The 23,963-nt window shown below is 42.7% G+C and carries 17 protein-coding genes; 7 read left to right on the top strand and 10 right to left on the bottom strand.

The window, feature by feature from the left end; genetic code table 11:
* Position 1: 1 nt before the first annotated feature.
* Both bufB and bufA2 read right to left on the bottom strand, forming a co-directional pair.
* Positions 2-946, bottom strand: coding sequence for an MNIO family bufferin maturase (bufB, locus tag EGC80_RS21905; RefSeq protein ID WP_124014023.1), 945 nt, complete (start codon positions 944-946; stop codon positions 2-4).
* A gap of 273 nt (positions 947-1,219) precedes the next feature.
* Positions 1,220-1,678 (bottom strand): BufA2 family periplasmic bufferin-type metallophore, encoded by a 459-nt coding sequence (gene bufA2 / locus EGC80_RS21900; protein WP_124014024.1) that lies wholly within the window; start codon positions 1,676-1,678, stop codon positions 1,220-1,222.
* Between the two features lie 448 nt (positions 1,679-2,126).
* Here bufA2 and EGC80_RS21895 point away from each other — a divergent pair, with 448 nt between their 5' ends.
* Positions 2,127-2,510 carry an MAPEG family protein gene (locus EGC80_RS21895; protein ID WP_101032588.1) on the top strand — a complete coding sequence of 128 codons (384 nt, stop codon included), beginning with the start codon at positions 2,127-2,129 and terminating at the stop codon, positions 2,508-2,510.
* Between the two features lie 63 nt (positions 2,511-2,573).
* Here EGC80_RS21895 and EGC80_RS21890 read toward each other — a convergent pair whose 3' ends face one another.
* On the bottom strand, positions 2,574-2,819 hold the full coding sequence (locus tag EGC80_RS21890) for a hypothetical protein (RefSeq protein ID WP_124014025.1): 246 nt from the start codon (positions 2,817-2,819) through the stop codon (positions 2,574-2,576).
* An 86-nt stretch (positions 2,820-2,905) separates the two neighbouring features.
* On the opposite strand from EGC80_RS21890, the gene EGC80_RS21885 reads away from it, so the two are divergent.
* Positions 2,906-3,529, top strand: a complete 624-nt coding sequence (locus EGC80_RS21885) for a uracil-DNA glycosylase family protein (protein WP_124014026.1) — start codon at positions 2,906-2,908, stop codon at positions 3,527-3,529.
* A gap of 50 nt (positions 3,530-3,579) precedes the next feature.
* On the opposite strand, the gene EGC80_RS21880 is transcribed toward EGC80_RS21885, so the two are convergent.
* Entirely contained in the window at positions 3,580-4,080 is a 501-nt protein-coding gene (locus EGC80_RS21880; RefSeq protein ID WP_124014027.1) for a YcxB family protein, read from the bottom strand.
* Between the two features lie 614 nt (positions 4,081-4,694).
* Positions 4,695-7,346: a [protein-PII] uridylyltransferase gene (gene glnD / locus EGC80_RS21875; protein WP_124693511.1), complete on the bottom strand. Its 2,652-nt coding sequence runs from the start codon at positions 7,344-7,346 to the stop codon at positions 4,695-4,697.
* 81 nt (positions 7,347-7,427) lie between these two features.
* Between glnD and EGC80_RS21870 the strand changes: the two genes are divergently transcribed.
* The 4 genes from EGC80_RS21870 (at position 7,428) to EGC80_RS21855 (ending at position 14,794) form a co-directional block, all read left to right on the top strand.
* Entirely contained in the window at positions 7,428-8,135 is a 708-nt protein-coding gene (locus tag EGC80_RS21870; protein WP_124014029.1) for a 16S rRNA pseudouridine(516) synthase, read from the top strand.
* A gap of 70 nt (positions 8,136-8,205) precedes the next feature.
* The gene (locus EGC80_RS21865; protein ID WP_124014030.1) at positions 8,206-9,162 is read left to right on the top strand and encodes a LysR family transcriptional regulator; all 957 of its coding nucleotides are present in this window, start codon (positions 8,206-8,208) and stop codon (positions 9,160-9,162) included.
* A 335-nt stretch (positions 9,163-9,497) separates the two neighbouring features.
* A complete protein-coding gene (locus EGC80_RS21860) occupies positions 9,498-11,963 on the top strand; it encodes an OmcA/MtrC family decaheme c-type cytochrome (protein ID WP_124014031.1) in 2,466 nt (821 codons plus the stop codon).
* Positions 11,964-12,400: 437 nt separating this feature from the next.
* Positions 12,401-14,794, top strand: a complete 2,394-nt coding sequence (locus EGC80_RS21855) for an OmcA/MtrC family decaheme c-type cytochrome (protein WP_124014032.1) — start codon at positions 12,401-12,403, stop codon at positions 14,792-14,794.
* A 716-nt stretch (positions 14,795-15,510) separates the two neighbouring features.
* On the opposite strand, the gene EGC80_RS21850 is transcribed toward EGC80_RS21855, so the two are convergent.
* The 5 genes from EGC80_RS21850 to punC all read right to left on the bottom strand — a co-directional run bounded on the left by EGC80_RS21850 (position 15,511) and on the right by punC (position 22,746).
* Positions 15,511-17,046, bottom strand: a complete 1,536-nt coding sequence (locus tag EGC80_RS21850) for an MFS transporter (protein WP_124014033.1) — start codon at positions 17,044-17,046, stop codon at positions 15,511-15,513.
* Between the two features lie 169 nt (positions 17,047-17,215).
* On the bottom strand, positions 17,216-17,554 hold the full coding sequence (locus tag EGC80_RS21845; protein WP_124014034.1) for a PBPRA1643 family SWIM/SEC-C metal-binding motif protein: 339 nt from the start codon (positions 17,552-17,554) through the stop codon (positions 17,216-17,218).
* 145 nt (positions 17,555-17,699) lie between these two features.
* Entirely contained in the window at positions 17,700-20,612 is a 2,913-nt protein-coding gene (locus tag EGC80_RS21840; RefSeq protein ID WP_101032577.1) for a valine--tRNA ligase, read from the bottom strand.
* Positions 20,613-20,645: 33 nt separating this feature from the next.
* Positions 20,646-21,095, bottom strand: a complete 450-nt coding sequence (locus tag EGC80_RS21835; RefSeq protein ID WP_124014035.1) for a DNA polymerase III subunit chi — start codon at positions 21,093-21,095, stop codon at positions 20,646-20,648.
* 367 nt (positions 21,096-21,462) lie between these two features.
* Positions 21,463-22,746, bottom strand: coding sequence for a purine nucleoside transporter PunC (gene punC, locus EGC80_RS21830; protein WP_124014036.1), 1,284 nt, complete (start codon positions 22,744-22,746; stop codon positions 21,463-21,465).
* A gap of 207 nt (positions 22,747-22,953) precedes the next feature.
* On the opposite strand from punC, the gene punR reads away from it, so the two are divergent.
* Positions 22,954-23,856: a DNA-binding transcriptional activator PunR gene (gene punR / locus EGC80_RS21825; RefSeq protein ID WP_124014037.1), complete on the top strand. Its 903-nt coding sequence runs from the start codon at positions 22,954-22,956 to the stop codon at positions 23,854-23,856.
* Positions 23,857-23,963 lie beyond the last annotated feature (107 nt).

Below are 23,963 nucleotides of genomic sequence, written 5' to 3'. Positions count from 1 at the left end.
TCTATCCCCTGATTTTTTGCGGTGAATCATGATGGGGGCTTGCTGAGGCGAGCTTGCTCGTCTCGCTAAGTGTGCGAGTACCAAAGTGTGAGCGGGCTAATGCTGGGTGGTCCGGTAAGGTTAACTGAGCAATATTCTTAGCTTCAAGTAATTCATTATATAACGCGGGAAATTGTGGAATATTAGCATCGCGCTCAATCATGGTGCTGACGGCACCAAAGCGTTCAAGTGCGGCTTGGTATAGGGTCCACACTGACGGCGTAATATCGTGGTCATGAGTATCAATGACGTAATCACCATAATCACTGTGACCCGCTAAATGGAATTGCTGTACTCGACGTGGGTCGATTTTGTTAAGATAATCGAGCGGATTAAAATGATGATTGCGGGCGCTGACATAAATATTATTGATGTCGAGTAAAATCAGGCAATCTGCCGCTTCAGCCACTTGGCTTAAAAAGTCCCATTCATCCATGGTCGAGTCTTGGTAAGACAAATAACTCGACACGTTTTCCAGTAAAATACGACGACCTAGAACATCTTGTACTTGCCTAACTCGCTGTGCCACATGGTTAACGGTTTCTTCGGTATAAGGTAAGGGCAGTAAATCGTGACTGTTGACGCCGTGGAGTGATGTCCAGCAAATGTGATCGGATATCCATTTAGGCTGAATGTCGTTACTGAGCTTTTTTAGTGCTTTAAGATAATCCATATCTAAAGGATCGGTACTGCCTATCGACATCGATACGCCATGCATCACCACCGGATACTGTTCGGCAATCGCTTCAAGATAATAACGGGGTTTACCACCGGCCACTAAGTAGTTTTCAGACAGGACTTCAAACCAGTCAATGTCTGGTTGGTGTTGTAAAATATATTCGAAGTGGTCAGTACGCAAACCTAAGCCAAATCCAAGAAAGTCTTCTGTAATACGCGTATCTGGCATGGGGTATCCTATTTCTGCGGACCTAGTAACGGACCTAGTTACTTGCTTAATTATTTGCTTAATTATTTGCTTAGTTATTTGCTTAGTTATTTGCTTAGTTATTTGCTTAGTTATTTGCTTAGTTACTGGCATTCGCGCTGCAAAGATGTGCTCGCGCTAAGATCAAAATACGTTAATGGCACTAAGGTATAAATAAGTTTATGACGCGGTAATATAAATAATTTGATGACTCTGAATAGAGATTAGAGACAGAGTCATTAAATTTAAGCTGAATTAGCTGGTTTTGCCACCAATGTCAGCACATGATTTTGCTGTGGTGTTAACAAAACCAGAGCCTTTACAGCTTGCCATTCCACCACAAGCGTTATCTGCGCCTTTACAGTCGTTATGACCTTTACATACGTTAACGCCATAGCAATGGACTAAATCTGCTTTGGTCACTTTGCCAACCCAGTCATCTTTTTGAGTGCCGCCAACATCAGCGCAGGCTTTTGATGGCATACCAACAAACCCGCTACCTTTACAGCTTGCTTTACCGTTACAGGCATTGTCTGCGGTTTTACAATCGTTATGGCCTTTGCAGGCGTTAACGCCGTAACAATGGACTAAATCGGTTTGACCCGCAGCCATAGGTGCAGAGCTTGTTTCAGCAGCCATAGCCTGACCTGACAAGCTTGCCATTGCGAGTGCTAATGCTGCGCCAGTTAAGCTGCTTTGTGCTTTAATATTCATGATGTGTTCCTTGCATTGGTGGTTATTATATTTACTGCTATTCATGTTTACCCATGACGAGAATGATGGATACTATCGTGGATGAACCCCATCATTCTCGTTAGGCGTTATTAGTATTGACCGTGGTGCGATCAAAAATCTTTCAACGTAAAGTGTAGACTAGTGACTGAAATGTTGTAGATGTGTTAACTTGTGATTGATTTGTAAAGAGAAAGAAAGTTTACGATTTACTGGATACTATTTGCTCAATAAATGCTTAAGCATGATATGACTTGGCTTATTATTGATGCGGTGTTGAGCGGCGAATGTGATCACATTGTATTGATCACGCTGTATTGCCCACATTGTGATCAATACAATGTCGACAGCCAACAGGAGCGGGTTCAATCGGAGTTAAAAAACACATAGCAAACACATAATAAAAAATTGATAACTAAGGACAGATTATATGCAGACGATACTTATTTGTTTATTAATAGCCGTTTTATTGCCTTATGCCGCAAAAGTACCGTTAGCAATGGCAATGACTAAATTGGGCCGATATGACAATAATCATCCGCGGGAGCAGCAAGCTCAATTAACCGGTTTTGGTGCTAGAGCATTAGCGGGGCATCAAAATGCATTTGAATCGCTGATCATTTTTGGTATTGCAGTATTAACTGCGTTAGTCACCAATAATGTTACCGATTTGGTCGCGCTTTTAGCGATTGTGCATGTGGTGGCGCGGTTGGTTTACCATGTTCTGTATTTATTGAACTTCGGTACATTACGCTCGTTGTCTTGGTTTGTAGGCATAGGTGCATCGATAGGGATATTGTGCCAAGGGTTTTAAGATCGATTAGCGCAACTAAAAAAACGCCTTAACGGCGTTTTTTTATCGGGTTAGTTGATACTATTAATCTAGACTAGCAACGCGTTCGTAGCCCATTTCAGTTAATTGGTCATTCACGCAATCAAGCAAAAATGTCGCGACTTCGTTTTCTGGGAGTTGATCTTCAAGTGCAATTTGCTGGCAGGCCCCTTTTAAAGACAACACATCTTCCATTGGCGCTTGGGGAAGGGCGGCAGCGTTAAAACTTATTGCTGTACTGCTTATTAACATTGCGACTAAAGTGATATGGGTGAGACGTGATGATTGCATGGTTGTTCCTTCTTGGGAGAACTTTGTTATTGGACCAATATTACTGCAGCTTAGTTCCGGTGGATATAACAATTTACGGGCTTTTTATGATTTTATATGCAAACAGTAAGGCAGTAGTGGACATGGCTTCGTTACTGACTCAAGTCAAAAATTGTCAGCTTTGTGCATCAAGTTTAGTCGATGGCGTGCGCCCCGTGGTGCAAATTGATCCGCAAGCAAAAGTACTGATCATTGGTCAAGCCCCCGGACGTAAAGTGCATCAGTCAGGTATTTTGTTTAATGATGCCAGTGGCGACCGATTACGACAATGGTTAGGTGTAACGACAGTGGTTTTCTACGATGCCAAGCAAATCGCCATTATGCCGATGGGCTTTTGTTTCCCCGGCAGTTATGCCGGCTCTGGTAAGGGCAAGTCTGGCGACTTACCTCCTAGGCCAGAATGTGCACCAAAATGGCACGGTTTATTGCTGCGGCACTTAGTCAACGTGCAGTTGATATTGCTGGTGGGGCAATATGCACAGCAGTATTATTTAACCCATAAACCGAAAACATTAACCGAAACTGTTCAGCAATGGCGCACGTTTGGACCTCGTTATATTCCCTTACCGCATCCTAGTCCGCGTAATAATATTTGGCTTAGCCGTAATCCATGGTTTGAGGCTGAATTACTCACCGATATTCGTCAGCGCGTCGCCATGGCGTTAGCGTAACGATAGCGAAACGATATTATGAATCGTTTTTTTCTAATGATTGTTTCTAATTATTGTTTCTGATTGATAAAGTCGATAGCGTTTTCATCTAAGCAACGTTTAGATAAATAAGTGGTGGTTTTTTGTAGTTTAATTAAGAAGCCGACATCGGTTTCAATGATCCGATACATATCGGTCCACAAAATCTGTTGATTAACATGGGCAGACTGACTGTTGATACCATGATCATCGATAGTAAGATTAACATGTTCACCCGCCGCTTTACTCATCATTTGACGCCATAACCACCAGGTTTTATTAAAGCGAATACTCAAAAATTCTACCACGGCCAATCCAATGAAAAAGTAGCCCAAATAGTAGGTTTCTTTAGTACTCATTGCTGCTGAGCTTAGTGAGTCGAGCATTAAAATAGCCAAGCCAACCAGTGCAAATATGGTGGTTTTAATAAAGCGTTTTGGTGATGGGTTGGGATTAATTGATTGCTGATAGCATTCTTCAAAGTAGGTTTTATCCAGTACATACTCAGTAGTGTAACTAAAGGCTTGTGGCATGATGACCTAATTAACGGCAGTTGATTAGTATAAGTATCGCATAGTCATCAATTTGCTCAAAGTATGAAGAATGCTGGCACAAACGGTGTCGCAAAAGATCGTCGTTAATAAGTGATGCCCAAACGACCTCAAAATACAGGCCCAGCTTGTCGAGATACTAGTATCGCTTCGCTGCTAGGGCGGACTGCGTCCTGCTAGTATCGCTTCGCTGCTAGGGCGGACTGCGTCCTGCTAGTGTCGCTTCGCTGCTAGGGCGGACTGCGTCCTGCTAGTATCGCTTCGCTGCTAGGGCGGACTGCGTCCTGCTAGTGTCGCTTCGCTGCTAGGGCGGACTGCGTCCTGCTAGTATCGCTTCGCTGCTAGGGCGGACTGCGTCCTGCTAGTGTCGCTTCGCTGCTAGGGCGGACTGCGTCCTGCTAGTATCGCTTCGCTGCTAGGGCGGACTGCGTCCTGCTAGTATCGCTTCGCTGCTAGGGCGGACTGCGTCCTGCTAGTATCGCTTTGCGACTAGGCTGTTGATTTTATAGCCTCTAGCCGCGAAGCGTACTAGCAGCGCAGCGTTCTAGGCTCTTTCGCTTGTCATCGCTTGCTATCGCTCGTCACCGCTTGTCATCTCAGAGATCGTCTTCGCTGATGACTTGCATTAACGTCGCTGACAATTGTTGTTGTTGATCTGGGGTTAATTGCTGATCATCTTTGTTCGATAATAAAAACACGTTGTCTGCCCGTTCACCGACCGTGCTGATGGTAGCCGAATGAATATGCAAATCTAATTCCCTAAACGTACTGGCGATTTGTTCCATAAACTCACTGGTGTCTAAGGCTGATACATTGACTAAACTGCGGTTTGATTTACGTGAACGTAAAAATTCGACATTGGGTTGATTATCAAAACTTTGATGGCGCCTGGATTGGCGTTTTTTTGATAAAATCATGCCTTTATCCAGTACTTGATGCAGTTTATTGATCACTTGCTTACGACGTTGTGTACTGGTGATCGGTTTTTCATCAAAATCGAGGACCTTAAATGACTCAACCACGTAGCCATCTTTAGTACGGGCAATTTGTGCTTGTTTTACCGAAATACGCAGCGTCGCTAAAGTATTAAATAATTTAACAAACAAGCCTGAGCGATCTTTAGTGTACACAAACACGTCACTGCAGCCTTTGACTACTGCATCGTCGAGTAAAATTAAGGTGTTATATTGATTATCGGTTACTGGCGCAAGATCGTGATTAATCATCGCTTGGGTATATCTGGCGATATCATCGGCTTCGGCATTACTGAAAAATGCGATAGGTAATCGACGCCATAATGCCTTGATATATACGCTGCTGTCTTCATCAGCGGCTAATAAGTTTAGGGCTTCTTGTTTATGTTCTCGCACCAAAGTGCGCAGTTGTAGAATATTTTCAAAACCATTACGAAGTGCTTTACGGGTAACAAAATACAAGTCTTTTAATAATGACGCTTTCCAGTCATTCCACAGGTCATCATTAGTTGCCTGAATGTCGGCAATGGTCAGGCAATATAAGGCGTCTAAACGGGTTAAGGTACCTACTTTTTTGGCAAAAGCGTTGACGACTTCGGGGTCGTAGATATCCATACGTTGTGAGGTAATAGACATTAACAGATGATGTTCTACTAACCAGCAAATCAGTGCTTCTTGCGAGGCTTTAATACCATGAAACTTGGCAAACAAACTGGCATCGACAGCCCCTAATTCACTATGATCACCGCCGCGACCTTTTGCTAAATCATGGAATAATGCTCCAAAGAGTAGTGTCGATTTATTTGACATTTTCTGATAGATATCAGCGGCTAATACCAGATCTTTATCTAACGTTTTGATGTCTTTATCATAGGTGTAAATGTTTTTAAGCACCTTGTGGGTGTGTTCATCGACGGTGTAGGCATGGAATAAGTCAAATTGCATCTGGCCAACCACTTCACGCCATTGGGGTAAATAAGACGCTAAAATGCCGTGTTGATGCATTAAGGTAATGGCCAAGCCCATGCCTTGAGGATGAACAAAGATGGCTTTAAATTGCTCGCGACAACGCTGAAAATCTTGTAAGTCGCCCATTAAGCGGCGTCTTACTTGGCGCAGTGATCGTAATGTTTCAGCGGTAATGCCGATTATTTTGTCGTGATGAATCGCGATAAACTCAAATAACGCCATAATTTGGGTGCGATCGATAAAAACGGTTTCGTCTCGAACGTGAATATAGTGATCGACAATTTCAAAATTATCGTTAATCACAATAATTTCTGGATTGCGCTCTGGAATAATTTCCCGTTGAAAATAGGCCATTAAAATTTTGTTTAATTCACTGATGCGTTTCATGGCACGAAATAATTGGCGCATCATTTTTTCGATGGCAATATTGCCGCTCTCGCCGATGGGCATTCCATCACCAAACCCCATTAATTTAGCGACTTCAGCTTGGTATTGCAGTAATAAACGGTTTTCTGAGCGTTGGGCTGCTTGATGTAAGGCAAATCGCACCCTAAATAAAAAGTGTTGGCACTCCATTAATTCGGCGTATTCATCATTGGTTAAATAACCAAAGTGGCGAAGTGATTGCATATTGGCGACGCCGAAATGCTTGCGGGCCACCCAGCTAAGGGTTTGAATATCGCGCATACCGCCAGGGCTGGTTTTAAGATTTGGTTCAATACTATATGAGGTGCCTTGGGCTTTAGCATGGCGTTCTTGCTGTTCGCTGAGTTTGGCATTAAAAAACGCTTGGCTTTGCCATAAATCTTGGCCGTACAGCGCATTAAGAACCTGCTGTTGATGCTGATTATTACCAAATAAGTGACGAATTTCCAGTAAGCTGGTCGCAATGGTGACGTCTTCTTTACACGCTTGATAGGTGTCGTCCAAGCTGCGTACAGCATGGCCTAAATCGAGATTAAGATCCCATAGTTGGGTAAGAAATTGGCTAATACGAGATGCTTCGGTAGGCGTTAATGGGCCATCATGAATAATGCAAATGTCGATATCTGAAAAAGGATGTAAGGTTTGTCGACCATAACCCCCGACAGCATTGAGCGAGATCCGCGCGGGATCTAATTCGAAAGGCAGCCAAAGTTGGCATAATAATGCATCGAAGAACTGCGAGCGCTTGTTCAAGGTGTCAATAATGGCACTTTGAAAAATGTTATCTTGTAAATATTGATCCAGAGACTTAATTGCCTGTTTTAATTCAGCGCTGGTCATATCTGGACGCAAATCTGTACAAGCAGGTTGCGAAAGCATGTTACTCCTTAATGATGTTGTGCATTAACAGAATAAGGTATTCTTAAACAAATTGGTATCATTCTATATTGGTGAAGTTTTATGGTGTCTAAACGAGGTCGACTTGATCAATTTATTGCTGGCACGTTACAAATTTCGAAAAAAGCCGTCCGTGGATTGTTAATCACCCATAAAGTGCTTGTCGACGGTCAATTTGCCAAATCACCTGACTTACAAATTGATGAATTTACCCATATTGAATGTAATGGTGTGGTGTTACGTCAATATCAACCCTGTTATTTTATGCTCAATAAACCTGACGGCGTGGTGAGTGCAACGGTTGATGATAAACATACGACGGCATTGTCTTTATTACACGGTGTTGAACACGATATGTTGCATATTGCGGGTCGATTAGATCTGCATTCTACTGGGCTGTTATTAATCACTAATGACGCTAAATGGTCAGCGGCATTAATGGCGCCTGAACATAAGGTTGCTAAACATTATCTGGTCACCTTGGCTAATCCTATCGACCAAGAATATGTCGAGGCATTTGCCAATGGGATGTATTTTGAATATGAAAACATGACCACCTTGGCGGCTCAATTAACGCTACTATCGAGTCATCAAGCAAGCGTTGTATTGCGTGAAGGTAAGTATCATCAAATTAAACGCATGTTTGGCCGTTTTCGTAATCCTGTTGTGGCACTTCATCGTGAGTCGATTGGTGACATTTACCTTGATAATCAGCTAAAACCTGGCGAATTTCGTTCATTAACAAAAGCTGAAGTTGATAGTATTATTTAGCACTAGATCAACTTTTTTTATTTGATTACATGTTAATTTATTGCCTTCATTGCAACAAGTTAAGTGATATATGGATATTCAAGCATTAAAAAAAGTCCGTGAGTTAGATGTTTTTAGTTTGTTGGTCTTTAAGCTCATTTACGAGACGGGTTTTGCTAATTTTGCAGCCAAAGAGCTCGCTGTCTCTGCACCTAAAATTAGCCGTTGTTTAACATCATTAAGAGCCATGTTTAATGATGAGTTATTTTTTCGGCGTCAACAAGGATTAAAACCGACACCGTTAGCAGAACGTTTGTATCAACCTATATGCCAATTATGTGACATGGTAGGTCAAATTGAGCGAGTGACAGATGACCGTTTAAATCATCAACAAATGCCTATTTTGCATATTGCCGTCTCCCCTAGCATTATTACCAGTGTGGCGATTGCCTTGAGTCATCTTAAGCGTGATGTTATCGGCAAAGTTAAACTTCACAGCTGGCAAGACGACACTGAAGAGCTGATTTATAACGGTGAGCTTGATTTTGGTATTGGCTTTGAAACTCAAGATACTCATGGTTTAGAGTCCTCTTCGATTGCGAGTGTCACCTCCCTGTGTGTGGTGGGTCAGAGTCATCATCTATTTTGGGACACTGCCACTAATATTAACTTAGATGACATTATTCAACATCCTATCGTGTATTTGCGCTGTAAAGGATTTAATAACCGCATTGATCCATTAGAACTCTATTGCCAAACTCATGGTTTATTAATTGAAGATATTGAATGTGTTGAAAAGTTAGAAGATTGGTACTGGCACATGCTCACTATGGACTGTTTAGCCTTAACGATTTGTAATGAAGCGTCTGTTGCCGAAAAAATCCCTCATCTACGGGTTGAAAGACTTCCTAGTAGCGAATTTAATAAGCTTAATACGGTCATGCCTATGCCCAGTTACTGCTTAATTGAGCGTGCAGAGCATTACCGTCGTTATTCTTTAAAAACCAAACAAATGATAATAGATATCACTAAGTCATTGTTGGTGTGAACTTTAATTGAGTTTTAAATGAGATTCAACTCGACGAGGTTTGTCAGTTGGATCTTTTTTTAAATATTAAACCCTCTAAATTCAATGTTTTAGGTGTTTTTGTCTGTATTTCATTGTTCTGCTACTTGCCTCTAGTTCATTAGGTACCTCTTTAGGATTACTGAAAGTAAAACTGCCAGTTTCATTTTTGCGGATATTTAAAACTGAAACTACTGATTCCTGTTAACGAATTTACAACCAAGGTTCACAGGTTTGTTACAGCAAGCAAGCATTTATGTCTGTTTCCTTTTACTTTGTATGGGTAAAACTAACTAATTTAAATCGGGGGATTTAAAATGAAGAAATATAATAAAACTTTACTTGCTGCAACATTAATTGCAGCGTTGGGTGTGACGGGGTGTGGCTCTGACGGCAGTGATGGTGTCGATGGTGCTGCTGGTGCTGCTGGTGCTGCTGGTGCTGCTGGTGCTGATGGCGCTGCCGCTGGTTCGGTTGCAACAACCGTTGAAAATGCATTTGACTTAAATATTACACTGGCTCCGGCAGATATTGTCGTCGTTGGTGCTGATCCGTTTACGCTTTCATTTACTGCAAAAAATGCCGCTGGCGTTCCCTTCTCTGGACTTGAAAAAGTCGCATTATACGTGACTAGCCAATCTGCGAATACCACAGACACTGGCGCACCCATGTTATGGACCAACCATGCACTTGCCAATGATTTTGGTAGCAGCATGTATTGTTCGTTAACGGGTACTGCTGAAGCGCGAGGCGGCGCTGTAGTCGATGCGTGTACATTAGTTGAAGATACAGCTAACCCTGGTACTTATACTGGTTCTTGGGCACATGATGGTAACGCACCGGTTGTGTTAGCGGACGGTGATGCTAATGACTTAGCGCGGGTGTTTATTCGTGTTTATGATGTTGAGATGGCTGATGGTACAGGTATAAGTGATAAGGTTTTATCAACGCCAGTTGATTTCATTCCTGCTACTGGCGAACTTGCTGTATCGCAAAAAGACTCAGTATCTAATGCGGCATGTATCAAGTGTCATAGCCCAATGGAAGGTTACGCTGATACTGATATGCGTATTAGCAACATTGGTGCTCATCATAATTACCAAAAAGTTGAAAATTGTGTCGCTTGTCATAACCCTGCTTATGCGGGTGGACAGGATGATCCTGAAAAAGGCTTTAATGCAAACTTCAATGCCATGATCCACACCATTCATATGGGTAAAGATCTTGCCGATTGGCAGGGGTTACAAGGTGAAGCTAAAGAGATGTGGGGCGAAGTTGGTTTCCCTGCTGAGTCAACAGAATGTACTGTTTGTCATGATAATGGCACCCAGTGGAACGACAATGTCTATGCTGAAGCGTGTGTATCATGTCACTTAACTGTTGATTTCGAAACCGGTGACGGCCATAAAGGCATTGTACCTTCAAGTGACGCCGCTTGTTCTGGTTGTCATGGTGCTGGTAGTTTAAGCCCAAGCGAAGCGCACAGTGTTGATCGCCGTGACGTTTTTGAAAATGGCTTAGTGTTAAATGTTGCTTCTGCTGAAGTGGCTGCAGACCTATTAACTGTCGTCATTGACGTAACATTAAATGATGCGGTTCCAACTGATGGTACTGATTTAACTCAGTATTTAAACACTCTAGCCTATGGTAAGAGTATTTTGGCTGGTACACTTGATGGCAATGGCGATTATGTACCTGGGTTAAGTATTGATGACGCAGCTATGTTTGTGGTTACAGATGGTCAGTTAATCTTAACTAAAGCCCTTGCAGCTAATCAACTTGATGGCAAAACACTTTATGTGACCTCTGAAATGAACATGTGTGCTGATACAGAGGCTGGCATGGTAGTTGTTAATACCAAACTAGCTGAAGGTGCAGGTACCGAGACTGGTGCTTGTGATGTTTCGGTTCCAGCTAACATTGTCACTAAGTACTTTATGTTTGGCGACACCGCTGCAACAGGTGCAGAAACTACTGATGACTTACGTTTTGTCAGCCCTGCATTGACCGCTTATAGTTCACCTACTCAGGTGGGTAACGACCGTACAACGGCTGATGAAGCGAAGTGTAATGCTTGTCATGATAATTTAGCGCATGTTAAAGCACCTCGTCATGGTGTGACTAACTTTACCCAGTGTGCTGAGTGTCATACCAACAACTACCCTGGTTCTTATCATACTACTGCTTATGAGCAATATGTTATAACGGATGCCGATAATAAAAATCCAGTTACTACATATGTAAAAATTCCAGATTTAACCTTTGAAAACCGTGATTTAGCAACTGTAGCTCACCGCTTCCACAGTGGTTTGTTTTCAAGTGACGACGGTACTGGTATTTTCGTCAGTAAGGATAAAAATGGCAATGAAACATTAGTTAACTATCCTGCTACTAAAACCGATTGCCAAGCGTGTCATAAAGAGACCAATGCTGCAGGGAATGCGATGACATTCTTTGATGGTACGGGTAAGTTGACTTCTGGTAGAACTGCGATTGATGTTAGTTATTCTGTTACTACAGATGATAACGGTACTCCTGATGACAAAACGGATGATACTGTCGAATTCCACAGTGAGTTTATCTCGCCAACCGCTGAAGCCTGTCGTAGCTGTCACGCTCACTCTGGCGCCGCAGCTTTAGCTCACTTTACGAGCAATGGTGCAACTGTCTTCGGTGATAAGATTGGAACTGCAGCCGCTGTACCAATTGAGTCATGTGCAACATGTCACGCTGAAGGTAAAACTTACGGTATTGATAAAGTTCACGCTGGTGCAGCTCACTAGATATTGAAAACTTCTTAATCATCACTTAAGAAAGTAAGAAACCAAGAGGGAGACAGCAATGTCTCCCTCTTTTTTATTGATTTTTTGTACCTGAGTGTACTTAAGTGTACTTTTACTAGTTACATTTGCTTACTAGTTACATTTGCTTACTAGTTACATTTTCTTAATAGTTATAATTCAATTGGTTAGCTATAAATTTTTGTTTCTTCCTCGCACATCAATTTTCCCCTCTACAAACCCCTGTTTAGATTTACATGTATGACACTGGCGGTTCCTTTTTGCGGAGACTTATTTACGGAGACTTAAGACTGAAATTACTATTTTAGTTAACTGGCTTGCAACATCGGTCACATAATTGAAACATATTGTGGGTGTTATGGTCTATTTGCTTCTATTTTAAAGCTGCTATCCAACAAATATAAATCGGGGGATTTAAGATGAAAAAATATAATAGAACATTATTGGCTGCAGCGTTTATGGCAGCTTTGGCTGTGACAGGTTGTGGCTCTGACGGCAGTGATGGTGCTGATGGTGTTGATGGTGCTCCGGGTGCTGATGGCGCTCCGGGTACTCCCGCTGGTACGGTTGCAACAAGCGTTGAAAATGCATTTGACTTAAACATTATACTGGCTCCAGCAGATATTGTCGTCGTCGGTGCGGATCCATTTAAGCTTACATTTACTGCAAAAAATGCCGCTGGCGTTCCCTTCTCTGGACTTGAAAGAGTTGCCTTATATGTGACCAGCCAATCAGCCAATACTACTGACACGGGTGCGCCAATGCTATGGACAAATCATGCACTTGCTAATGATTTTGGCAGCAGCATGTATTGTACCTTAACGGGTACTGCCGAAGCGCGAGGCGGGGCCGTAGTTGATGCGTGTACATTAGTTGAGGATGCCACCAATCCTGGTACTTATACTGGTACTTGGGCACACGATGGTAACGCGCCTGTGGTATTAGCCAGTGGCGATGTTAATGACTTAGCGCGGGTGTTTATTCGTGCTTATGATGTTGTGATGGCTGATGGTTCAGGGGTAAGTGGTAAGATTTTATCGACTCCTCTTGATTTTATTCCTGCTACTGGCGAACCTGCTGTGTCAGCAAAAGATGCTGTGTCTAATGCGGCATGTATTCAATGTCACAGTCCAATGGAAGGTTACGCCGATACCGATATGCGTATTGCCAACATAGGTGCCCATGGTAATTACCAAAAAGTTGAAAACTGCGTCGCTTGTCATAACCCTGCTTATGCGGGTGGACAAGACGATCCTGAAAAAGGCTTTAATGCTAACTTCAACGCTATGATCCACACCATTCATGCGGGTCACCATATTGTTGACGCGCTTACTGGCGAAGCCAAAGCAGAGTTTGGTGGCATTGGATTTCCTGCTGAGCTAAATGAATGTACTGTTTGTCATGATAATGGCACCCAGTGGAATGACAATATTTATGCTGAAGCCTGTTTGTCTTGTCACGTAAATGTGAACTTAGCGACCGGTGAAAACCATAGAGGCATTGTACCGTCAAGTGATGCGGTTTGTTCTGGCTGTCATGGCGCAGGTAGTTTAAGCCCAATCCAGGCACATGGTGTTGATCGCCGTGACGTTTTTGAAAATGGCTTAGTGTTAAACGTAGCTTCTGCTGAAGTGGCTGCAGACCTATTAACTGTCATCATTGATGTAACATTAAATGGTGTGGTTGCGGCTGATGCTACTGATTTAACCCAGTACTTAAATAAATTCCAATCAGGTGATGATATCTTAATCGGTACACTTGATGGCAATGGTGACTATGTACGTGGATTAAGTATTAATACGAAAGATAATCCAGAAATGTTTATAGTTCTAGGTGGTAAGTTAACCTTAACCAAAGACGTTGCCATGACTCCACTTGGTGGCAAAACACTGTCAGTGTCTTCTGAAATGAACATGTGTGGCAACACTACAACTGACATGATTGTTATTAACACTATGTTAGCTGATGGTGCTGGTACCGACACGGGTGCTTGTGATGTCGCGGTTCCGGCTAACATTGTTACTAAGTTCTTTAAGTTTGATGCTGTTGCTGCAACAGGTGTTGAAACTACTGATAACTTACGTTTTGTCAGCCCTGCATTGACCGCTTATAGTTCACCTACACAGGTGGGTAACGACCGTACAACGGCTGATGAAGCAAAATGTAATGCTTGTCATGACAATTTGTCTCACGTTAAATCACCTAACCATGGTGTGACTAACTTTACCCAATGTGCAGATTGCCATAATAACAGTTATGCCGGTTCTTTCCATAGTGATGTTTATAAGCAATCAGGTGTAGATGCTGATGGTAAACCGACGTTTGCAGTAATTGAAGGCCTAGAGTTTTACAACCGTGATTTAGCCACTGTTGCTCACCGTTTCCACAGTGGCTTGTTTGCAGATGATGAAGGTGCTGGCATTTACTTAGACACAGATGGCGAGTTAGTTAACTATCCTGCTGTGCAAACCTATTGCCAAGCGTGTCATAAAGAGACCAATGCTGCAGGAGATGCTATGCCATTCTTCTCTGGCACTGGTGCATTAACCTCAGGTAGAACTGCAATTAAAGTCGATGCGAATCAATTTGATGGTGTTCCTGGCGAGTTTATCTCCCCAGTCGCTGAAGCATGTCGTAGCTGTCACGCTCACTCTGGCGCTGCTGCTCTTTCTCACTTTAAGAGTAATGGCGCGACAGTCTTTGGTGATAACATCACCTCAGCAGATGCTGTGCCAATTGAATCATGTGCGACTTGTCATGCTGAAGGTAAAACTTACGGTATTGATAAAGTTCACTCAGCTGCAGCGGACTAGTTATTAAGATAAGGTGTTAATCATCAATTAAGAACGTCACAACGTCAGTAACAGGGAGGCCGCAATGCCTCCCTGTTTTTTTAACTGATTTTTTTAATTGATTTTTTGTAACTCAGTGCAGCTGGATCAAGTAATAAGTACTTATGACTATCGGTTATTAATGTTTTTCTAGCGACAATGTCACGGCAACAAAAGCCGCGCCAAAACACTCAGTCGATAAACACCACGTCGATAAACACCAGGTCGATAAAGACCAGTCAGCTTCACTGTCCTGCTCATTCTGCCGATGTCATCAGCTCGATTTGTAGCCATTTATGAGTCATTTAATGGGTGTTAATTGTATTTTAGGTGAGCTGCATAATCCTAGTATCTTAGTATCTTAGTATCTTAGTATCTTAGTATCTTAGTATCTTGGTTTGTTGCTGTATTCGACGGCGACTTATTGGTCAGACTTCTTTATGGACAATTAGTCTGGACTTTTAGCTCGGAAAATCATTGAGGTTGCCGTTTTGTCGAGTGCGCTATTTCGCTTATGGATTGCTATTTGCTAGTGATTTGCTAGTGATTTGGTCGTAAACAGAATGGTTAATTAATGGCGTTGGTATGGCAACTTGATGACCATTTATTGTTATTTTATTGTGGATAGCAACAGGGAGGCATTGCTGCCTCCCTGTTGCTAAATCAGTTGCTGATGCTAACAAATTGCACACGATGAACTAAGCGACTTGTTGGCGCTGCATCCTTAATAACCATTTACCGTAGATGAAAATCCCTACCGCCGAAGTAATACCGATAACCGCAATAATATACCAAGCCATGCCGATGTTGTTGGCATTATAGAGGGCTTGGGTGAGAACTTGGGGATCTTGTCCCGTAGAACTGACTAAGCGACTAAAGGCTTCACCTTGGGGGATGTTGGCTATATCGGTTAAGCTCATACCATTATCTGATAAGACTTCACGGGCAATACGCTCTTTTGAGGCGTATATGTCATAAAGCTTTGGGCCGAAATAACCTTCTAACGTCCAACCTATGCCTTGAGGTAGCATCACAAAGCCTAAGTACATGGCTTTTTTACCTTCTGGCGCGATATTGCCCATAAATTCATTTTTCTTAGGGCTAATCATCATTTCACCGACAGAGAACATGGCAATAGCCAGCACAATCATCCAAGCCGCATTAAATGCACCGACTAAGGCAATGGCTAAAATACTCAGTAAACAGCCGACAAACATGGTGGTGGTAATGCGATATTTAGCGGTGAGTGCCGCGACGATAAAGCAAGTGGTCATGATCATCCCGGCATTGAGGTTGAGCATGCCTTCTGGCATTACTTTAGTACCGTCGTTACTCAGCCCCAACCAGAACTGCAATATGCCATTGCTGGTACCCTCGGGACCAAATAACGAGGTAACAATGACACTGGTATCAACCCATTCAGCAATGTGGATAGGTAGCACATCAAATAATGAGTTAAATAAAAACCAAAAACCAGCAAACACTAACATGTAGTAAATCACTATTGGCTTTTTCAGTTCTTTAAGGGCATCTTTCCACAACGCTTCTTGTTTCACTTCGCCGGATTTTACTTGACGGGTGCGTTCAAGTCGGTCTTCCTTTCCCGGTTCTTTGTAAGCGAGTAAAAATAAAAAGTTAAATGAGATAATCGCCGCACAAGCAAAAAACACATTGTCCCAAGACAATTGGCGCATGTGCACCGCAACTAATGGGCCTAAGAAACCACCTATGTTAACCACTTGGTAAAAAATGCCCCAAGCCATAGAAGTGTTATTACGATTAGTAGACAGCACCAAGGTGCCTTGAATGCCGGGTTTAAATACTCCGGTGCCAATAGCTAGCAACATGGCGCCGGCGAGAAATCCCCAAAAGCTAGGGAAAAAGGCCATGGTTAAATAACCACAAATTTTGACTATGGTTGAAACGAAAATGGTTTCTTTGTAGCCTACTCGGTCAGATATGCCGCCAGTTAGCACTGGAATGAAGGTTTGCAGTAACGCCCAGACTGACACGATTAGACCATAGTCACTTAAGTTGATGCCTAGTCCGCCTTCAGATACTGGCGTTTTAGCATATAAACCCGCACTGGCTTTGACGCCATAATAGGCAATACGTTCTACCAGTTCCATGCCACCTACAAGCCAAAAAATATAGCCTAAACTGGATATCGCGGCCCACATGCCCAACTGTTTTACTTCACTCAGATCGTTGCCTGAATGTGAATTAGTGCTCATAGGTCACCCTTTTATTTTATGTTCTATATCCTTTTTATAACAAAGGCTGACACTTTACCTAAGTTCTGGGGAAATATCCAAAATCAATAAAAAAAGCGGATCCTAAGACCCACTTTAGTGTTTTATTGATAAACATCCCACTTAGGGACGTTCACCTCAGTATGGTGATTTATGCACCACAACACTTTTTGTACTTTTTACCACTGCCACAGATGCACACATCGTTACGGTTAGGCTTAGCGTCAAACTTTACCGTTTTAGGTTTGTTCAAAACACCGGTTAATTCAATAATGTTTTCAGGTTTGTCTGCATTAATGCTGATATTAGCCAATAGCTGTTGTTCAGCAACCATTGCCGCCACTTCATGTTGGCGAGCTTCGGTTTGGACTGACAATATTAGCGGTAAAGCTTCCGTCCCCGGTTTTGCTGTGCGCTTGGTGTTATAACCACTTTCACCATAAGCGGGTTTAGGTGTTTTACGACCTTTAAAAAAGAATTTATCAGACATGGTTTTGACCCATTAAATAGAATGGTGATATTGGCCGAAGCTTATACACCAAAAATGTAAATTGAGAAATCAACGTTTCAGTTTCGTGCGAAATAAAAAACCAGCGATGCATCGCTGGTTTTTGTTTCTAATGGTATTTTATTGATTATGCTTCTATTTTGGCCAGTTCGATTTTTTGTTCGTTTAATTTTTCAATGTCACGAGTCAAATCGGCCATTTTTGCCCGCTCTTTATCAATAACCGCAGCAGGTGCTTTAGCGACAAAGCCTTGGTTAGATAATTTGCCTTCAATGCGGGTTATCTCTTGAGCAAGCTTTTCAAGCTGTTTGTCGATACGGGCCAATTCAGCGCCGACATCGATTAAGCCTGCCATTGGGATTAATAGCTCCATATTGCCGACAAACTGAGTGGTCGACATCGGTGCCGTTTCACCCTCTGCTAAAATGGTCATTGACTCAAGTTTAGCCAAACTGGTAAAGAATGTTTGGTTTGCTTCAAGACGAATGCGATCTTCATAGCTCACGTCACGAAGCAGCGCATTAAGCGGCTTAGACGGGGCGATATTGAGTTCAGCACGAATATTACGTACTGCGACAATGACTTGCTTAACCCATTCCAGATCCGCCATTGCGGTCGCATCGACTTGATCTGCTTGATACGTTGGGAACGATGCCAGCATGATGGTATCACCCGTTACGCCAGCTAACGGTTTGACGCGTTGCCAAATCGTTTCGGTAATGTATGGCATAAATGGATGCATTAGACGCTGCATTTTTTCAAGCACATTGACTAACGTATGGCGTGTGCCGCGCATTTGCGCTTCAGTGCCGTTTTGCATAACAGGCTTGGTTAATTCTAAATACCAGTCACAGAATTGATTCCAAGTGAACTCGTATAAAGTGTTAGCGGCTAAATCAAAACGGTAAGCGGCCATGTGATCTTCAACGGTTTTGACGGTCTGATTAAACAAACCAATGATCCAGCGATCGGCTAACGACAATTCCATCGCACCCGGTTTGCCATCAACTAACAGTTGACCGCAATCTAAAGGCTCACCAGCTTCATCGCTATCTGGATTGGTTTGCACTTCAGTGTTCATTAACACATAACGTGACGCGTTCCATAATTTGTTACAGAAACTGCGGTAACCATCAAGACGTTTCATGTCCCAGTTGATGTCACGCCCGGTTGATGCCATTGCCGCTAAGGTAAAACGCAGTGCATCGGTACCGTGAGCTTCAATGCCATCGGCAAATTCTTTACGGGTACTTTTCTCAATTTTTGCCGCCAATTGTGGCTGCATCATGTTGCCAGTCCGCTTAGCGACCAAGGTTTCAAGGTCGATACCGTCAATCATGTCTAATGGATCAAGCACGTTGCCTTTGGATTTTGACATCTTATTACCGGCTTCATCACGGATAAGCCCGGTCACGTACACGGTTTTAAAAGGTACTTGAGGTTTGCCGTCTTCATCTTTAATGAAGTGCATGGTCATCATGATCATCCGCGCAACCCAGAAGAAGATGATATCAAAACCTGTGACCAACACATCGGTTGGGTGGAAGGTTTTTAAATCTTCTAAATTGTCTGGCCAACCTAAGGTTGAGAAGGTCCATAATGCCGAGCTGAACCAGGTATCTAATACGTCATCGTCTTGGCGTAATACCACAGAATCTGCAAATTTGTGTTTAGCGCGAACTTCAGCTTCGTTACGGCCAACGTAGACTTTACCGTTCTCGTCGTACCAAGCTGGAATACGGTGTCCCCACCAAAGTTGGCGTGAAATACACCAGTCTTTAATATCGCGCATCCACGAGAAGTACATATTCTCGTATTGCTGGGGCACAAACTTGATGTCGCCATTTTCCACGGCTTCAATGGCTGTTTTTGCCATTGATTGAACGGCTACATACCACTGATCGGTTAATAAGGGTTCAATTGCTACGCCTGAGCGATCGCCATAAGGTATTTTTAACGCGTGCGGAGCGACTTTTTCAAGTAAACCTAAGCTGTCAAATTCAGCCACAATAGCATCACGGGCTTTAAAACGATCAAGGCCAACATAACGTTCAGGTAGCGCAATTTCGACGTCTTTGTTTGGTGTGCCGTCGGTATTAACTACTTCAACAAAACCGCGGACACAGGCATCTAAGGTAAAGATGTTGTACATAGGCAGTTGATGACGCTTGCCAACTTCATAGTCGTTAAAGTCATGGGCTGGAGTGATTTTTACGCAGCCTGTGCCAAATTCCATGTCGACATAATCGTCAGCAACAATTGGAATTAAGCGGTTAACGATAGGTAATAGCACAAACTTACCGATCAATGACTGATAACGTTCGTCATCTGGATGCACGGCTACTGCGCTGTCACCTAACATGGTTTCAGGACGCGTGGTGGCGACTTCTAGGTAGTCTTTACCATCGCTAGTTAATGCCCCTTGGGCTAAAGGAAAGCGGAAGTGCCACATGTGGCCTTGCTTCTCTTTATTTTCAACTTCTAAATCTGAAATGGCGGTGTGAAGCTTTGGATCCCAGTTGACTAGGCGCTTACCACGATAAATAAGTTCGTCATCGTATAGACGGACAAACACTTCTTGAACCGCTTTTGATAAGCCTTGGTCCATGGTAAAACGTTCGCGATCCCAATCAACCGATGCGCCCATGCGACGTAGTTGTTTGGTGATGGTGCCACCAGACTGTTCTTTCCAGTCCCACACTTTATCAATAAAGGCATCACGGCCTAAATTATGGCGTGTTTTACCTTCTTCGGCTTCAAGTTTACGCTCAACCAACATTTGGGTGGCGATACCAGCGTGGTCGGTACCCACTTGCCATAAGGTATTCTTACCTTTCATGCGTTCATAACGAGTAAGCGTGTCCATGATGGTGTCTTGGAAGGCATGTCCCATGTGCAAGCTACCGGTTACGTTCGGTGGCGGGATCATGATGCAATAATTGCCTTGAGATTCATCGCCATGCGGCTTGAAGTAACCTTGCTCTTCCCAGTTTTGGTAAAGGGCCTGTTCGATAGACTTTGGGTTGTATGTTTTTTCCATAGGAGCGTTATGTTCTCTATCTAAATTGAGTGTTTATTCAGCTAATGCTTGAGTGCTGGGCGTAATGCCAACATTCTGGTATTGACGATAGCGATTGCGGGCAATCCGCTTGAGTTCATCATCATTAGCGACAAAATCGATAATATGGGCCAAGTTTACCGCAAAACTGGGCATGTGGTCTGCAAGATTAATCAGAACTTGGCGACTTTTATTTGGCCCTAGGGTGTCAAAACCAATTTCGACAGGTGCACCGGTCACCGGACCTTCGCCTTTTAAGTTGTGAGGCACAAAGGCATTAGGCTCAAATTGCCACAGTAATTCGTCAATGGCATACGCTTGCTGCTTGTTTTCACAGTGAATGTAGACGGTTTTTTGTTGGCGATATTCTTGTTCTGCTAACCTGCATGCAGCCAAATAAACCGCATCTAATGCACTCATTTGATTATGATTATCAGGCATAAGGTAAAACAAGGCTTGAGTCATGTGGTGATGCTTTTGACAGGTTAATAAGTTGAGCACGAGTTTACACTAAAATCCTCTGCGGGTTAATGGGGACGTGAGTTGATATTTATTGAATTTCCCCTAAGTGACTCGCTGACTGAGCCGATAATGAGCTGTATTTGGTATTACAGCCACAATGCGAGCTGATGGTGCTCATTAATCCAATATAAATCGCAGCCATGATTGGTTTTCTGCGACGCTCTGGGGTTATTCTCAACTAGACGGATTTATGGATTGTTAATATTAGAACAGGCGATAATTTGTTTAATCAATAAACCTCAATATGATGAGATTATAAATAAGAATATAACCTCATCATTGAATGGCTTATTTTATCGCTATGGGGTGTTTATTCATCATCCTTAGTGGTTGCTTGAGATAATCTTGCTGGATCCGGAAACGTGAAATGCTGGTTTATTTGCGCCCAAGAATCATGACTTTTAATAAAGAGGCCTACAGCAACCAGTACTGAACAGGCTAGAATTCCCCAACCAATCGCGTTATCGCCAGAGCTTGCCCAAACGGCAACCAGACTTGATGCCCCAAAAGCGATGCTGATTTGGAGAAAGTTTTGCAATCCTGCCGCTTTGGATGCGTTATTGCTGAATTCTTGGAGGGCATTATTGACCACAATAGGGTAAATAGCGCCATTGCTTGCTGCTAGCAATGAGAATGCAACCATAAGCGGTAATATTGTTTTAGTATCGAGGATCACACTTGATACAAAAATGGCAACAACACAAAAACCAAATAAAATCAGTAAATAGCGTAGGCTGGCTTTGGTGCCAAACTGTCGAATAAGTAACTTACCGGAATAGCCACCGACAATAAACATGATGGTTTGGGGAATAAAACTTAATCCAATTTCAGTTGCGGCGTAACCATATTGTTCCATCACCGCGGGCCATAGGGTTAAGTAAGCGAAAAATGCACCCGAACAGGCACCAAAAATGATGACATTACCTAAGTAACGTGTGTTGGCTAATAATTGTTGATAGCGGATATGGGACTTATTTTTGTGTAAACGAATAGGCTCTTTAGGTACAAAAAAATGTGTCATAGCGATTAATATTACGGCGATAACACATAAGGTAATAAACACTGCACGCCAGCCAAAATTATTGAGTATCAATGCGCCAGCAATGGGCGCTAATGCCGGAGATAAAGCGACCAAAGGCATAATATTAGAGAAAATATTTTGAGCTTTATCGGCGGGGTATTGTTCAATCACTATCGCTTGCCAGATCACTGCTGCACTGCAAGCGCCGATGGCTTGGAAGAAGCGCGCAATATTCATCATCATTATGGTTTCACTGTTCGCAATGAGTGCGCTTGCCAACATAAACAGACTTAGCCCAACAAAGAGTGAATTCCGCTTACCTATTTTATGAACTAATGGCCCGTATAATAACTGTCCAATAGCAAGGCCTGCCAAAAAACTGGTTAATGATATGGCCACCTCAGAAGTGTTAGCATTAAACGTCCCTTCAATAGATTTGAATGCAGGGAGGTACATGTCGGTTGCAATAAATCCCAACATACTCAGCAAGGCTAAATAAAACAGGAACAGGTAAAATGTTATGTTTGTTTGTTTATTGTTGATTATTATGTTGTTGTTGCTAAAATTAGGCATAAATATTTTCGTCTGGTCAATAAAGCTTGCTAGTTTAATGGCTTACTAAATTAGCTGGAAACGTTTAATTTTGAAGGCAGCTATCAAAAAATTTGATTGCAAGGAGTGAGTGGAATTGAGTATGATCACTTGAAACCAGTATTACCTCAGCCGAAGATGTTATTCATCTAGTGCTGTTAAGGTACATTTTATAATGAGCAAATTGATATGCTTTCACAGCACATTTTTGAATTAATCGATGTTGTTGCCCAAAAAGGCAGTTTTACCGCGGCAGCCAAAAAACTGCATAAGGTGCCGTCTGCGATTAGTTATTCAGTTAAACAAATTGAGACTGAGCTTGGGGTTGAGTTATTTATTCGCCATCATAGAAGTGTCAGCCTAACCCCGGCAGGAAAACATTTTGTCGCTAAAGCTCGCCAGTTTCTTAACGATATGGCGCTGATGAAAAGAGACACTCAACGAGTGGCAAATGGGTGGAAGCCTTCGTTATCTATTGCGCTGGATAATATTGCCAGAACCGACAGTGTGCATGCCTTAATCGCTGACTTTTACAGAAAGTTTCAGGATGTTGAGCTGATTATTCGGATTGAAATATTTAATGGTGTATGGGAAGCGCTCGCCACAGGGCGCAGTGACATCGCTATTGGTGCGACAACTGCAAATCCAGTTGATGGGTCATTTAAATTCACTCATATGGGGGATATTGATTGGTTATTTGTGGTGAGTGCTGATCATCCATTGGCGAATATTACACGGCTTATAGTGGATGATGAGTTACGTGATTTTCCGTCTATTTGTCTTGAAGATACCTCGCGAGAGATCCCTAAACGAATTGATTGGTTGCTCAATAATCAACGGCGTTTAGTGGTACCCGACTGGCACAGTGCAATCAACCGTTTTGTCGAAGGCTTAGGGGTAGGGTACATGCCTGAACATTTAGCTGCACCGTTAATCGAGTCCGGTAAATTAGTCAGTAAAGTGCTGTGCACCGTTAAACAACCTAGCCCTTGTTGTTTAGCGTGGAATGATGAGCAAATGTCGCCAGCACTCGCCTGGGTGCTAGATTATTTAGGTGATAGTGAGCAATTACATCGTCAATGGTTAGCCTAGGCTTACCGCGGCTTACCGCGCGATAAAAGGGCTTATTATTTGAATCCAAGTTATGGTTTAGCATTGTTTGATTTGCGCTATCGAGATACAAAAAAAGGGTAAAGCAT

The organism is Shewanella psychromarinicola, from assembly GCF_003855155.1.
Classification (GTDB): domain Bacteria; phylum Pseudomonadota; class Gammaproteobacteria; order Enterobacterales; family Shewanellaceae; genus Shewanella; species Shewanella psychromarinicola.
This window is presented reverse-complemented; position numbering and strand designations above follow the sequence as displayed.